This is a genomic window from Streptomyces marispadix (assembly GCF_022524345.1).
GTDB lineage: Bacteria > Actinomycetota > Actinomycetes > Streptomycetales > Streptomycetaceae > Streptomyces > Streptomyces marispadix.
In genome coordinates, this window is record NZ_JAKWJU010000002.1 from 4,930,817 (window position 1) to 4,945,895 (window position 15,079).

Annotated in this window: 9 protein-coding genes and 1 pseudogene; 7 read left to right on the plus strand and 3 right to left on the minus strand. The window is 70.3% G+C overall.

What is annotated here, in order from left to right; translation table 11 throughout:
- Nucleotides 1-108: 108 nt before the first annotated feature.
- The gene (locus tag MMA15_RS20730) at nt 109-1,962 is read right to left on the minus strand and encodes an ABC transporter ATP-binding protein (RefSeq protein WP_241063330.1); all 1,854 of its coding nucleotides are present in this window, start codon (nt 1,960-1,962) and stop codon (nt 109-111) included.
- Between the two features lie 131 nt (nt 1,963-2,093).
- Nucleotides 2,094-4,115 carry an ABC transporter ATP-binding protein gene (locus MMA15_RS20735; RefSeq protein ID WP_241063331.1) on the minus strand — a complete coding sequence of 674 codons (2,022 nt, stop codon included), beginning with the start codon at nt 4,113-4,115 and terminating at the stop codon, nt 2,094-2,096.
- Nucleotides 4,116-4,474: 359 nt separating this feature from the next.
- Here MMA15_RS20735 and MMA15_RS20740 point away from each other — a divergent pair, with 359 nt between their 5' ends.
- The 7 genes and pseudogenes from MMA15_RS20740 to manD all read left to right on the plus strand — a co-directional run bounded on the left by MMA15_RS20740 (nt 4,475) and on the right by manD (nt 13,461).
- Nucleotides 4,475-5,716 (plus strand): L,D-transpeptidase, encoded by a 1,242-nt coding sequence (locus tag MMA15_RS20740; protein WP_241061638.1) that lies wholly within the window; start codon nt 4,475-4,477, stop codon nt 5,714-5,716.
- Between the two features lie 257 nt (nt 5,717-5,973).
- Nucleotides 5,974-7,248, plus strand: a complete 1,275-nt coding sequence (locus MMA15_RS20745) for a L,D-transpeptidase (protein WP_372498364.1) — start codon at nt 5,974-5,976, stop codon at nt 7,246-7,248.
- Between the two features lie 242 nt (nt 7,249-7,490).
- Nucleotides 7,491-8,258 (plus strand): enoyl-CoA hydratase/isomerase family protein, encoded by a 768-nt coding sequence (locus MMA15_RS20750; protein ID WP_241061639.1) that lies wholly within the window; start codon nt 7,491-7,493, stop codon nt 8,256-8,258.
- A gap of 347 nt (nt 8,259-8,605) precedes the next feature.
- Nucleotides 8,606-9,059: pseudogene (locus tag MMA15_RS20755) on the plus strand (ATP-binding protein).
- A 169-nt stretch (nt 9,060-9,228) separates the two neighbouring features.
- Nucleotides 9,229-9,918, plus strand: coding sequence for a hypothetical protein (locus MMA15_RS20760; RefSeq protein ID WP_241061640.1), 690 nt, complete (start codon nt 9,229-9,231; stop codon nt 9,916-9,918).
- Nucleotides 9,919-10,063: 145 nt separating this feature from the next.
- Nucleotides 10,064-12,022 carry a cellulase family glycosylhydrolase gene (locus MMA15_RS20765; RefSeq protein WP_241061641.1) on the plus strand — a complete coding sequence of 653 codons (1,959 nt, stop codon included), beginning with the start codon at nt 10,064-10,066 and terminating at the stop codon, nt 12,020-12,022.
- Between the two features lie 197 nt (nt 12,023-12,219).
- Complete coding sequence (gene manD / locus MMA15_RS20770) at nt 12,220-13,461, plus strand: D-mannonate dehydratase ManD (RefSeq protein ID WP_241061642.1); 1,242 nt, start codon at nt 12,220-12,222, stop codon at nt 13,459-13,461.
- Nucleotides 13,462-13,573: 112 nt separating this feature from the next.
- Here manD and MMA15_RS20775 read toward each other — a convergent pair whose 3' ends face one another.
- Nucleotides 13,574-14,947: an ABC transporter substrate-binding protein gene (locus tag MMA15_RS20775; RefSeq protein WP_372498279.1), complete on the minus strand. Its 1,374-nt coding sequence runs from the start codon at nt 14,945-14,947 to the stop codon at nt 13,574-13,576.
- Between the last annotated feature and the right edge of the window lie 132 nt (nt 14,948-15,079).

Consider the following 15,079-nt stretch of genomic DNA (forward strand, 5'->3'; position numbering starts at 1 on the left):
CCAAGATTTGTCCGTTGCGGAGAGCTTCTTCTCCGGATAACGGACAGTCATGAAAGGCGAGTTGGGAAATCTCCCAGGTCGCGGCGGTACGGTCCGTAAAGGTGCCGTCTAGGCCAGGCTCTCCCGCCACGCACTGTGAAGATCTGCGAATCTTCCCTCGCCGGCGGTCAGTTGGGCCGGAGTGCCGTCTTCCACCAGTCGGCCGTGGTCCATCACCAGTACGCGGTCGGCGATCTCCACCGTGGAGAGCCGGTGTGCGATGACGACGGCCGTACGGTCGCGCAGCACCGTCGACATCGCCTGCTGCACGGCCTGTTCGCCTGGAATGTCCAGCGACGAGGTGGCCTCGTCGAGGATCAGCACCGCGGGATCGGCCAGCAACGCGCGGGCGAACGCCACGAGTTGGCGCTGCCCCGCCGAGATGCGGCCGCCCCGCTTGCGTACGTCGGTGTCGTACCCCTCGGGGAGCGCGGCGATGAACTCGTGCGCGCCCAGGGCCTTGGCGGCACCCTCGATCTGCTCGCGGGTGGCGTCGGGACGGCCGATGGCGATGTTCTCGGCGACGGTGCCCGAGAAGAGGAACGCCTCCTGGGTCACCATCACCACATTGCGCCGCAGTTCGGGCCCGGCCAGATCGCGGAGGTCGACGCCGTCGAGCAGCACGCGTCCGCTCGTAGGGTCGTAGAAGCGGGCCAGCAGCTTCACGAGCGTGGACTTGCCCGCGCCGGTGGCGCCGACGAGCGCCACGGTCTGCCCCGCGTGCAGCGTCAGTTGGAAGGACGGCAGCACCTCGCCGCCCGTGCGGTAGCCGAACGAGACCGCGTCGAAGACGACTTCGCGGCCCGGCTGCCGTTCGCGGCGCGGCGGGAGGCCGCCGGGCGCGGACGGTTCCGGCACGGACGGCCGCTGGGCGAGCAGACCGGCGATCTTCTCCAGTGAAGCGGCCGCGGACTGATAGGAGTTGAGGAACATGCCGAGGTGGTCGATCGGCTCGTAGAGCCTGCGCAGATAGAGCGCGGCGGCGGCGAGCACGCCGAGGGCCAGGTCGCCGTCGGCCACCCGGTAGGCGCCCCACAGCACGATCGCGGCGACCGCGCTGTTCGCCGTCACCCGCGAGTTGACGACGTAGCGGGCCATCTCCAGCAGCGAGTCCCCGTTCATCTTCCAGTGGCGGCCGTTGAGCCGGGCGAACGCGCCGTCGTTGGCGCGCTCGCGGCGGAACGCCTGCACCGCGCGGATTCCGCCCACTGTCTCCGTGAACTTGACGATGACGGCCGCCATCGCGGTCGACTTGCCGCGGTAGACGCGCTTCGAACGGCGCTGGAAGCCGCGTACGAGCAGCGCCAGCGGTACGAAGCTCGCCAGTGCCGCGGCACCGAGACCGGGGTCCAGCCAGAGCAGAGTGATCACGATGTACACGACGGAGACGATGACGGCCAGCAGCTCCTGGAGCCCCTCGTCGAGGAGTTCGCGCAGCGAGGCCACGTCCGTGGTGGAACGGGAGATGAGCCGGCCCGAGGTGTAGCGGTCGTGGAAGTCGACGTCGAGTGCCTGCGCGTGACGGTAGATCCGCCCGCGCAGATCGAGCAGCACGCGCTGGTTGACGCGGGCGGCGGCGACGATGAACGCGTACTGGAGGCCGCCCGAAGCAGTCGCGCAGACCAGATAGGCGAGTCCGACCGCGATCAGCGGACCCTGGTCGGGTGCCTGGCCGCCCCCGCCGCGCAGCGCGGGCACTGCCTGGTCGATGGCGAACGCCACGAGCAGCGGGCCCGCCTGCACTGCGGCCTGCTGGAGGAGGAGCAGCAGCGCGGTCGCGGCGACGCGCGCACGGTGCGGGCGCAGCAGCGAGGCGAGCAGGGTGCGCGCGGCATGGGGCGGTGCGGGCAGCACGTCGCCGTCGAACGGGTCGGCCCCGTCCGGCAGTCGCGCGGGATCGGGGCGGCCGCTCTGACCGGGCAGGCCGGGCTGCGAGGTACGGCTCGGCTGCTGTGTTCCGCCCGGCTGCCGGGACTTGGCCGACAGCCGGTACTTGCCCGACTGCCGGGACGGTTCGGCGGGGGTGCTGCCCCCTGGGGCTTCGGCCGTGCTGGTCAACTCCCCTCCTTCGCGGGCTGGTCGCTGCCGGACATCAGGCGGCGGTACTGGGCGCTGGACTCCAGCAGTTCCTGGTGCGTGCCGACGGCGGCGATGCGTCCACCGGACAGCAGCGCCACACGGTCCGCCAGCAGCACGGTCGACGACCGGTGCGCCACCACGAGCGCCGTGGTCGACGCCAGCACCTCGCGGAGCGCCGCCTCGACCGCGGCCTCCGTGTGAACATCCAGTGCGGAGAGCGGATCGTCCAGTACGAGAAAGGGCGGCCGTGCCACGACCGCACGCGCCAGGGCGAGTCGCTGGCGCTGGCCGCCGGAGAGGCTGAGGCCCTGTTCCCCGACCTGGGTACGGGCGCCGTGCGGCAGGGCGGCTACGAATTCGTGGGCCTGCGAGACGCGCAGCGCGCGGTCGAGTGCGGCTTGCGTGGCTGTCGCGTCGCCGTTCGCCCGCGGTCCGGGCAACGGCACGGACCCGCCGTCCGCGTCCGATGCCTCGTCCGGCGCCGCGGCCCCGTCCGGTCCGCCCCTCGAATCCGGGCCCGGTCCGGGACCCGGCCCGGGGTTCGGCTCGGGACCCGCCTCGGGGTTCAACTCCGCGTCCGCGCCCATGAGTACGTTCTCCGCCACGCTCGCGGAGAACAGCGTCGGCTCCTCGAACGCCACCGCGACCCTGGCCCGTAGCTCGGCACGGCGCATGGCCCCGACGTCCTCGCCGTCCAGGGTGATCCGGCCCGCCGTCACCTCGTGCAGCCTCGGCACGAGCGCCGTCAGCGTCGTCTTGCCGCTGCCCGTGGCGCCGACGAGAGCCATCGTCTCCCCGGTACGTACGTGCAGATCGACGCCGTCGAGTACGGGCGGGTCCTCCACGGGGGAGTCGGGGTAGCGGAAGACGACGCCGCTGAAGCGCAGCCCGTCGCCGTGGCCGCTCCTACGGCCGCCCGAGGGCGCACCAGCGGACGGGCGCCCGGCAGGCCCCGGCACCCGCGCGGGGCCCGTACCCGTATCCGTGCCCGTGCCCGCCTCCCGCAGCACGTCCGGCGGCAGCGGCTCGTCGAGCACCTCGAAGAAGCGCTCGGTCGCCGTCGCCGCCTCGTTGCTCAACGCCAGCAGGAACCCGGTCGACTCCACGGGCCAGCGCAGCGCCAGCGCCGTGGAGAGGAAGGCCACGAGAGTGCCCGCGGAGAGCCCGCCCTCCGCCACCTGCAATGTGCCGAGCACCAGCGCGGCCCCGATGGCCAGTTCCGGCAGCAGCATGATCACCGCCCAGATGCGGGCGAGCAGCCGTGCCTTGGCCAGTTCCGTGCCGAGCAGCCTGCCCGACAGCGCGCGGAACGCCCGCGCCTGACTGCGGTGCCGTCCGAAGCCCTTGATGACGCGGATGCCGAGCACGGCCTCCTCGACGAGCGTCGTCAGGTCCCCGATCTGGTCCTGCGCCCGGCGCGCGGCACGTGCGTAGCGGTTCTCGAAGACGGTGCACAGCCACACCAGCGGAACGAAAGGCCCGAGGACCACGAGCGCCAGGGTCCAGCGCTGCGAGAGGAGAATGACGCAGCCCGCGAGCACCGTCACCGCGTTCACCAGCAGGAAGGTCACTCCGAACGACAGGAATCTGCGCAGCAGTTCGAGGTCCGTCGTCGCCCGGGAGAGGAGCTGCCCGCTCGGCCAGCGGTCGTGGAAGGAGACCGGAAGCCGCTGGAGATGTTGGTAGAAGTCGGCCCTCATGGCCGCCTCCACGCCCGCGAGCGGACGCGCGCTCAGCCACCGCCGCAGCGCGAACAGCCCCGCCTCCAGGACCCCGACGCCCAGCAGCAGCGCACCGCCCGCCCAGACTCCCGCGGTGTCGCGGTCGGCGACCGGCCCGTCGACGAGCCACTTCAGTACGAGCGGGATGACGAGCCCGGTGCACGAGGCGAGCACGGCGACCAGCGCCGCGCCGAACATCCGCACCCGCACCGGTCTTACGTAGGGCCACAGCCGCAGCAGCGAACGCACCGCGGAACGGCCCTCGTCACCGGGCAACGCCTCGCGGCTCGTCCCGTCGTTCGTCCCGCAGCCGGTACCGGCGCTCGCCCTGCGGTCGGCGCCTGCGTTCCCCCCGCCGTCGGTACTGCCGCCCGTTTCGCCGTCCGTGCCGCCGCCTGCGTCCCCGTCCGCTTCGCTGTACGTCCCCGCCCCGGTCGTCACCGGGCCGAGACTACGGTCGGGTGGTTGCGTCCTTCATCTGCTTTTTTCGTCCCGAGTCGGTGCTCGCACGTCGCTCGTCGGCCCGCGATGCTTCCAGTACGGCATATCTCCAGCACCGTGCGTGACCGATTCGTTTCCCCACCGGCGGCGGGTCGTTGGTCTCCGTACGGACGAGCTTCACGGGGAGTACGGACATGGATCGGGTGGGGCGGACGGGACAGGCGGGCCGGAAAGGCCTGCCGGTGAGACGCACGATGCTGAAGTGCTCGTGGGCGGTGCTGTGCGCGGTCGGCGCTCTTCTCGCCGGCTGCGGCACGATGGTCGAACCCCAGACGCCGGCACAGCTCATCGAGGTGCTGCCGAGGGACGGCAGCAGGGACGTGACGAAGGACGACACTCTGCGCATCACCGCGACCGAGGGCCGCCTGGACAAGGTGCGGGTCACCCGCAGAAGCCGGGGCGCGGGCCACACGGTCCCCGGCAGCATCACCCCCGACGGGCGCACCTGGCGCCCCTCGGCGCCTGCCCGCAGGCTCGAACTCGGCAGCGAGTACCGGGTCGACGTCGTCGCGCTCGACGACGAGGGCCGTCGTGCCGCGCGGCACACCAGCTTCACCACCAAAGCGCAGCCGCGCCGCTTCATCGGCTTCTTCACGCCCGAGCACCGGCAGACCGTGGGCACCGGCATGATCCTCTCGATCCGCTTCAACCGCCGGATCACCGAGCGCGCCGCGGTCGAGCGCGGCATCCACGTCTCGGCGTCCCCGCCCGTGAAGGTGGCGCCGCACTGGTTCGGCGCCACCCGGCTGGACTTCCGCCCCGAGGAGTTCTGGGAGCCGGGCACCCGCGTCACGCTGGACCTCCGGCTGCGCGGCGTGCGCGGCGCCCCCGGCGTCTACGGGGTGCAGCGCAAGCGCGTCCACTTCACCGTCGGACGGGACCAGCGCAGCGTGGTCGACGCGCGACGGCACACGATGACGGTGACGCGCGACGGCCAGATCGTAGGCAGCGTTCCCGTCACCACGGGCTCGGCGAAGAACCCGACGTACTCGGGGGACATGGTCATCAGCCAGAAGTTCGAAGTGACGCGCATGAACGCACGGACCGTCGGATTCGGCGGCGAATACGACATCGACGACGTGCCGCACGCGATGCGCCTCACCGACAGCGGCACCTTCCTGCACGGCAACTACTGGGCCCCGAAGCGGACGTTCGGCAAGGAGAACGTCAGCCATGGATGCATCGGGCTGCGCGACAGGAAGGGGGGCGACCCGGGCAGCCCGGCCGGTGCGTTCTTCCGCGACTCCCTCACGGGCGACGTGGTCACCGTGAAAAACTCCGGGGAGCGTACGGTCGCACCCGGCAACGGCCTGAGCGGCTGGAACATGTCGTGGCAGGCGTGGAGGGCGGGCTCCGCGCTGCGCCCGGCGAGCTGACCCGGCGCGCGGAGAGCCGTGCGCGGTCTCGCGGCCCGGTGATTGACGCCCCTCACGCGGGGAAAGAAATCGCGACGGAACGGTGACACTCTCGGGGATTCCATCTCCATCTCGGTGTGATTACCTAGCGCCTGCACAGTCGTATTTTCGGTTTCGGGGGCCGCCCGATGGTGCTTGCAGCCGTGCGAGGGGAGTAGCCCGCTGTGGATCTGAAGACCGTCGCCAGGGAAGCCAAGGGAAAGCTCAACCCTGAGGCGATACGGGGGGCCGTGCAGGGGGCCGTACAAGGTGTGCGGGGTGCGGTCCAGGGGGACGGCAGAGCTCAGGTCATAGGCGGGTCCGCCGTCGGCCTCGTCGTCATCGGGCTGGTGCTGCTGCTGACGCTCACGACGTGCGGCGGCGCGGGCGGAGCCGGCGGCGCGGGCGCCCAGGAGAAGCCCGAGAAGTCCCGTGCCGTGGTGGAGATATCACCCAAGGACGGCGCCGACGGCGTCGGCACAGAGGACGCCCTGAAGGTCACCGCGGAAAAGGGCAAGCTGGTCAAGGTCGACGTCAAGGACGAGGACGGCAAGGCCGTCGAGGGTGAACTCGCCGACGGCGGCAGGACCTGGAAGCCCGCGAAGCACCTGACGACGAAGACGAAGTACACCGTCGAGGCACACGCCAAGGACACCCACGGCCTCAAGGCCACCAAGCGGGCACGGTTCACCACCCTCACCCCCGACAGCACCTTCATAGGCCGCTTCACCCCCGAGGACGGCGACAAGGTGGGCGTGGGAATGCCCGTCTCGATCAACTTCAACCACGCCATCGAGGACCGCGAGGCAGTGGAGAAGGCCATCTCCGTCACCGCCGATCCGGAGGTCGACGTCGAGGGCCACTGGTTCGGCAACAACCGCCTCGACTTCCGGCCCGAGGAGTACTGGGAGTCCGGTACGAAGGTGAAGCTCGACCTCGACCTCGACGGCGTGGAGGGCTACGACGGCGTCTACGGTGAGCAGGACAAGTCGGTGGGCTTCACCATCGGCCGCAGCCAGGTCAGCGTCGTCGACGCGAAGACGAAGAAGATGACCGTGAAGCGCGACGGCAAGACGCTGAAGAAGGTCGACATCAGCTCCGGAAGCCCCGAACACCCCACGTACAACGGCCGCATGGTGATCAGTGAGCGTCACAAGGAGACGCGCATGGACGGCAACACCGTGGGCTTCGGACGTGACGAGGAAGCAGGCGGCTACGACATCAAGGACGTGCCGCACGCCATGCGGCTGTCGACCTCCGGGACCTTCATACACGGCAACTACTGGCTGACGCAGGGACAGTTCGGGACGGTCAACGCCAGCCACGGCTGCGTCGGGCTCTTCGACAAGAGGGGCGGCGGCGACAAGAGCACGCCGGGCGCCTGGTTCTTCAGGGAGTCGATCATCGGCGACGTCGTCGAGATCAAGAACTCCAAGGACAAGACGATCCAGCCGGACAACGGCCTCAACGGCTGGAACATGGACTGGGACGAGTGGAAGGCGCCGCAGAAGTAGCGCTCGTGGGGGCGGGGCCCGCTGCCGGGCCTGCCTGAACTCGCTCGTTCTGCACGGAGTTCGGCGGGGTCCGCTGCGGCGGGCCCCGCGCAGTGCGGTACGTACTGCCGGTCCCGAACTGCCGGTCCGTACTGCCGATACGGTGCGTCGGCCCCGTACTTCAGCCCCCTGCGTCCCATGTGCCGAGGACGTCGTAAGCCGGCACCATCGGCCGCGGGCATAACGCCCGTTAACCTTCCCCCATGACTGTGAATCTCGAAGTCGCCGAGGGCGTCGGCACGATCCGCCTGGACCGTCCCCCGATGAACGCGCTGGACGTCGCCACCCAGGACCGGCTGCGTGGACTCGCCGAGGAGGCCACGGAACGCGACGACGTGCGGGCCGTCGTGATCTACGGAGGCGAGAAGGTGTTCGCCGCCGGAGCGGACATCAAGGAGATGCAGGCCATGGACCACGCGGCCATGGTGAAGCGCTCCAAGGCGCTCCAGGACTCCTTCACCGCCGTGGCACGCATCCCCAAGCCCGTGGTCGCCGCCGTCACCGGCTACGCGCTGGGCGGGGGCTGCGAGTTGGCGCTCTGCGCGGACATCCGGGTCGCGGGGGAGGGCGCCAAGCTGGGCCAGCCGGAGATCCTGCTGGGGCTGATCCCCGGAGCGGGCGGCACCCAGCGGCTCGCACGGCTCGTCGGGCCGTCGAAGGCCAAGGACATGATCTTCACCGGGCGTCAGGTCAAGGCCCCGGAGGCGCTGGAGATGGGCCTGGTCGACCGGGTCGTGCCCGACGAACAGGTCTACGAGGAGTCGCGGGCGTGGGCGGAGCGGCTGGCCAAGGGCCCGGCGATCGCGCTGCGTGCGGCCAAGGAGTCCGTCGACGCCGGCCTGGAGACGGACATCGACACCGGCCTCGCGGTCGAACGCAACTGGTTCGCGGGCCTGTTCGCTACGGAGGACCGCGCCACGGGCATGCGCAGCTTCGTCGAGGAGGGGCCGGGCAAGGCGAAGTTCGCCTGAGCGGTGGGCAGTCGGGCCCCGGCGCTCCGCGGCTCAGGCAGGCGTGGCGGGAGGGCGGCGCGATGCGCACCGTCCTCCCGCGTCCCATCTTGTAGGGGATGATCCCGTCAGAAGTCCGGATGTGCCTCATACTGCCCGGCATGGCCTTACGGACGTGCACCCGGGATGCTGTAGCAGGTCAGGGCCGGTGTGCGCACGCGGAAGCGCCGACGGCGCCCAACGGCGCGGCGCGCCGCGCGAGTTGCCCCGTGCACCGGGATCTGGTTGAACGGCCACACGATTCCCCTGCTCGCGCCATGATGGTGGCCATGGCGGGACAGGGAGAAGTGGCGAGCGTGAGCGAGCGGATGCCAGAAGTCCCGGGCGAACCGGCGAGCGACGACGTCTCCGGCGGTGTTCTCGATCTCGTCGGCGACCCGACGATCGGTGAAGTACGTCTGCCCAACCGTCCCGAGTCGGCGAGATGCGCCCCGCCGGCTCGCCCGTACCGTACTCGAGTCGCACTGGTCCCTGCCGGGCCCGGTCACGGACGAGGCGGTCCTGCTCGTGTCCGAACTCGTCGGCAACGCCGTACGGCACACCGGCGCGCTGGTCTTCGGGCTGCGCATGATGCGCCGCCGCGGCTGGATCAGAGTCGAGGTGCGAGACCCTTCGCGCGGTCTGCCGTGCCTGCTGCCCGTGCACGGTCTGGACACCAGCGGGCGCGGGCTGTTCCTCGTCGACACTCTCTCCGACCGCTGGGGGGTCGATCTGCTGCCGCGCGGCAAGACGACGTGGTTCGAGATGCGCATCAGCGCCTGACGGGCGGTCCGACGACCGCGAGGCGCCGGGCAGGCCCGCTGACGGTACCGAGCCGCCGGGGGCAGGCCGCTGACGGTACGCGGTCCGGCAGCATGCGGCCGACCGAACGCCGCCGGCGGCAGGCTTCGCAGGGCCGCGATGTCAGTCATGTCCGGCATACTGTTCCGCGTTGGCACGAAGGCTGTTGGAAGGCGCGGGCGGACCAGTGCCCGTCGCCGGATTCACGGGGGAGCAGAGCATGACCGGTGTGTGCGGGGGACGTTCCACGAGGGCGCTGTTCCGTGCGCCGCTGCTGACTCTCGTCCTGCTCGCGGGCGCGACCGGCTGCGCGGACGACGACGGGGACAGCGACGCGCGCAAGGCCTCGCCGCGGACCTCGAAGGAGGCGCAGTCGTCCGAGTCGCCCGGGGGCAAGAACGGTTCGTCGGCGCCTGACGGCGAGAAGGACGGCGAGCGGGGCCCGGACGAGGGTCCCGGCGAGGACGAGGGCGGCAAGGCAGCGGAGAAGGGCACCGGCGGGGCAGCCGACGGCAAGGACCTCGGCGCCTGCGACGACGCGAAGTGCGAGGTGGAGCTGTCGGCGGGCGACGAGCTGCACCCGCGCGGCTCGTACGGCATCGACGAGTTCACCGTCGAGAGCGTCAAGGGCCACGTGATCACATGGACGGCGCTCTTCAGCGGCGGACGAGTCTCGATGGCGGCGAACGGCGCGGAGGTCTCCTCCACTTCCTGTACCAACGGCTCGTGCAGCGGACGCCTCGGCAAGACCAAGGGCAAGCTCCGAATGAACGGCGTCACCGTCGAGTTCACCTCCATAGACGAGGACAGCGCCGTGGCGAAGCTGTCGCCGGGGAAGTGACGCGGTGACGCGGCAGGCCCTGCGTCCTCGGACCTTACGGGGCCTGCCCCACGCACTCGCCCCTTGCCCTTGATCGCCTCCGCGGCGGAGGGTGGATCTCCGTAGCGGCGGCGCTCGGGCCGCCTCGTACGAGGAAGGGCAGGGCATGCAGCGCCACTCCGCGAAACTCCTCAGCCCCGACGGTTCCCCGCTGCTGTGGATCGGCGTCAACTACTGGTCCCGTACGGGCGGTCCGCTGATGTGGCGTCACTACGACGCCGCGGTCGTCGACGAGGAGTTGCGCACGATGCGCGACCACGGCATCACCCTCACCCGCAGCTTCCTCTACTGGCCGGACTTCATGCCGGAGGAGAACTCTCTGGACCAGGCGATGCTGGAGCGCTACGACGACTTCCTGGAGCGGCACGCCGCCCTCGGCATGCACACCGTCCCCACCTTCCTGGTCGGCCATATGTCCGGGCAGAACTGGGACCCGGCCTGGCGCGACGGCCGCGACGTCTTCGCGGACGCCTCGTTCGTCGCCCAGCAGGAGTGGTACGTGAGGGAGACGACCGCACGCTGGAAGGACCACCCTGCCGTCGCGGGCTGGCTGCTGACGAACGAGATGCCCATCTACGCCGACTGGCCCTCGCGCGGTATCGGCACGCTTGACGCGGCCACCGTCACGGCGTGGGCGAAAACCCTTGTGGGCGCTGTCCGTTCGGCAGGGGCGACCCAGCCGGTGTCCATCGGCGACGGAGCCTGGGGCGTGGAGACCTCGGGAGCGGACAACGGCTTCCGCGTCCGTGATCTGGCGCCCCTCGTCGACTTCCACGGGCCGCACGTCTACAACATGGAGACCGACGCCGTACGCCAGCACCTGGGCGCGGCCTTCGTCTGCGAGCTGCTCGACATCGGCGGAAAGCCCGTGATCCTGGAGGAGTTCGGGCTGACCTCCGACTACGTCTCGGAGGAGAACGCCGCCCACTACTACCGGCAGATCCTCCACAACTCCCTGCTCGCCGGAGCCACCGGCTGGATCGCCTGGAACAACACCGACTACGACGCGCTGGAGGATCAGGAGCCCTACAGCCACCACCCGTTCGAGATGCACTTCGGCATCACCGACAGCGAGGGCCGCCCCAAGGAGCAGCTTCGCGAGGTCAAGCGCTTCACGGAGGTGCTGCGCCGCACCGACGCGGCCCGGCTGCACCGGCCGCCGGCACGCACGGCGATCGTCGTCTCGTCGTTCCTGGAGAGGATGTATCCCTTCACACAGGCCGACGACCGCACCAGCGTCGCCGTCAACACCCGCCAGGCTTATGTCGCGGCACGCGAGGCCGATCTGGGAGTGGGACTGGCGAGGGAGGCCGACGGGCTGCCCGACGACTGCGCCCTGTATCTGCTGCCCTCGGCGAAGCAGCTCACCGCGCCCGGCTGGACGCGGCTGCGGGCGCTGGCGGAATCGGGCGCCACGGTCTACGCCTCGTACTTCGCGGGTGAGCACGCCCATCAGCGCGGTGCGTGGTGGCCGAAGCTCGACGAGACCTTCGGGGTGCGCAAGCAGCTTCGCTACGGGCTGGCCGACCCGATCGAGGGCGACGAGCTGCGCATGGTCTTCCGGCGGGACTTCGGCGGCATCGCCGAGGGCGAGGAGCTGGTCTTCCCCGTCGAAGGCACGGAGAACTCGCGTTCCTACCTGCCCGTCGAGGCGGACGGCGCCGAGGTCGTCGCCACCGACGAACACGGCCGCCCTGCGCTGCTGGTGCGCCGTACCGGCGAGGGCGCGTTCGTGCTGTGCACATATCCCGTGGAGCACATGGCTGCCCGTACGCCGCGCGTCAACCCGGAGCCCACGTGGCGGCTGTATGCCGCGCTCGCGGCCGAGGCAGGCGCCGCACCGGAGGTGTCCACGGCAGACCCCAGGGTGATGACGGCGCGGATGGAGCACGAGGACGGCCGTGGCTATGTGTGGTTCGTGAGCCAGCACGACGCGCCGCTGACGGCCCGGCCGGTGCTCACCGGCGGTGCCGCCTCAGCGAGGCTCATCGGGCTCGACGGCGCGGACCTGCGTGAATTCGAGCTGCCCCCCTTCGGAGTCGTCGTCGCGGAGATGGCACCGTGAGCACAGGGCCGTACTGAGCACAGGGCCGTACTGAGCACAGGCCGTACCGAGCACATTGGCCGTGATGAGCGACGGGCCGTACGCATCGGACCCACGGGCCCCGCCCAGCGGGGTGCACCGTGCCGCGGCGGCCGTGGCCGGGAAGCCGCGGGAAGGGCGGCCCCGACGGGACCGTGACGAGAGAGGAACAGCGCCAGATGAGGATCGAGTCCGCGGAGACGGTCGTCACCAGTCCGGGCCGCAATTTCGTCACCCTGCGTGTGGTGACCGCCGACGGCGTCACCGGCCTCGGCGACGCCACCTTGAACGGCCGGGAGCTGGCGGTCGCGTCGTATCTGCGCGACCACGTGGCGCCGCTGCTGGAGGGCCGGGACGCCCGCAACATCGAGGACACATGGCAGTACCTCTACCGGGGGGCCTACTGGCGCCGCGGCCCGGTCACCATGGCCGCGATCGCCGCCGTCGACATGGCCCTGTGGGACATCAAGGCGAAGGCGGCAGGCATGCCGCTGTACCAGCTTCTCGGCGGCGCCAGCCGTCGTGGCGCCCTCGCCTACGGACACGCCTCGGGACGCGACATCCCCGAACTCCTCGACTCCGTAAGGGCGCACCTCGAAGACGGCTACCGGGCGATCCGGGTGCAGACCGGCGTCCCCGGCCTCGACTCGGTCTACGGAGTGGCCGCCTCCAGCGCCGGTTCCGGCGAGCGCTACGACTACGAACCGGCCCGCCGCACCACCGGCGGCCCCGCCCTCCCCGTGGAGGAGACCTGGGACACGCGCGCCTATCTGCGCCATGTGCCGAGGGTGTTCGAGGCCGTACGGGAGGAGTTCGGGCCCGAACTGCCGCTGCTGCACGACGGGCACCACAGGATGACGCCGATCCAGGCGGCGAAGCTCGGCAAGTCCCTGGAGCCCTACGACCTGTTCTGGCTGGAGGACGTCACGCCCGGCGAGGACCAGGCCGCACTGCGTCTGATCCGTCAGCACACCACGACGCCGCTCGCCATCGGCGAGGTCTTCAACTCCGTGCACGACTACACCACGTTGCTGAGCGAGCGGCTCATCGACTACGTGCGCTCGGCGGTCACCCACACCGGCGGCGTCACCGCGATGAAGAAGCTGCTGGACCTCGCCGCCGTCTACGGCATCCGCTCCGGCATGCACGGGCCGACCGACATCTCACCCGTGGGGATGGCCGCCGCGCTCCATCTCGACCTGGCCGTGCACAACTTCGGCATCCAGGAGTACATGCGCCACTCCGCCACGACCCTGGAGGTCTTCCGTACGTCCTACACGTTCGAGGAGGGGCTTCTGCATCCGTCGGAGAACCCGGGGCTCGGTGTGGAACTGGACTTGGACGCGGCGGCCCGCTTCCCCTACGAGCCTGCCTATCTGCCCGTCAACCGCCTCGCCGACGGGACCGTCCACGACTGGTGAGCCGTGGGCGGCCCCGCCGAACGGGCCCGTACTCCGGGGCCGTTGCAGATCGGAGCTCGTGCTTCGGCGCTCCCCGTACGCCGGCGCATCCCTGCGCCGGCGGTTCGCCGCGTCAGCGCCTCTTGTACTTCGCCCCGATCCGCTGTGCCTCCAGCTGCGACTTGCGCAGCGCCGAGCCCACGGACTGCTCCCCCTTGATGGCTGCGCTCAGCTCCTGCGAGACGCTGTCACCGAGGCCCGTGAACTCCGGTATCCCGACGAACTGGATGCCGAGGGTCGGCCGCTTCTGCACTCCGGGCTTACGCGGGTCGGCCTCGAGTATCGCCTTCTCCGTCGCGTCGTCGAAGGCGCCCGCCGCCTCCTTGTACGCGGGCTGTTTGAACGTCGACTGCCGTTTCCCGGCGGGGACGTTGGCCCAGCCGATCTCACGGCCCACCAGCTCCTCGTACTCCTTGCTCGACGCCCACGACATGAACTCCCATGCGGAACGCGGCTGTTTCGACGCCTTCTGGATGCCCCACGCCCAGGTGTAGAGCCATCCCGAGGAACTGGTCTCCTCTATCGGCGCCGGTACGTATCCGATCTTGCCCTTGACGGGTGACCCGTCGGCCTCCAGAGGGCCGGCGCCCGCCGTCGCGTCGTACCACATCGCCGATTTGCCGCGTTTCATGTTGCGCAGGCAGCCCGCGTATCCGGCCTTCTCGGGGGCGTCCTCCCCGTGGTCGCGCACGAGATCGACGTAGAACTGCGCGGCGTCGGCGAAGGCCGGGTCGGTGAGCTTCGCGTTCCAGTTCTTGTCGAACCAGGTGCCGCCGAAGGTGTTCACGACCGTGGTCAGCGGTGCCGTCATCTCTCCCCAGCCCGGCTGGCCCCGCAGGCAGATGCCGCTCATGCCCTTCTCGGGGCGGTCCGCGCGCTCGGCCAGTTCCGCTACCTGTCCCCACGTGGGCTTCTTCGGCATCTTCAGGCCGAGGTCTTCGAAGACGTCCTTGCGGTACATCAGGAACGAGGACTCGCCGTAGAAGGGCTCCGCGTAGACCTTGCCGTCCGCGCCGCTGAGGGAGAGCTGCATCGGCAGCAGGATGTCGCTCTGGTCGAAGGAACGGTCGCGGGTGATGAAGGAGTCCAGCGGCCTCAGCCAGCCGTGGGCGGCGAAGTCGCGCGTCTCGAAGTTGCTGATGGTCGCGACGTCGTAGCGCCCGGACTGGGTGGCGAAGTCCGAGTGGACCTCCTTGCGGACCTCGTTCTCGGGAAGCGTGGTGAAGCTGACCTTGATGCCCGTCCGCTTGGTGAAGTGCTCGGCGGTGAGCTTCTTCAGCTCCAGCATCTGCGGATTGTCGACCATCAGGACTCTGATGGACTTCTTCTCCGGCGGAGCGTCGTCCTGCGAGCTGCACCCCGTAAGCAGACCCGCCGTGACGGCCGCCGCCGTCACCACCCTTACCGTCCTTCCTCTGCATCCGGACTCGAACCGGGACTTGAACACAGAGCTCTCCTAGCCTTGAAACTTGCGCGGCCCTGCGTGGGGGTGTGGTCGGTCGGCCCCGTACGCAGTGTGACGCCGATCGTGCGGAGAGTTCTACATGCCCGCGAAGGCCGAGAAAAAGCCCGAATGGCC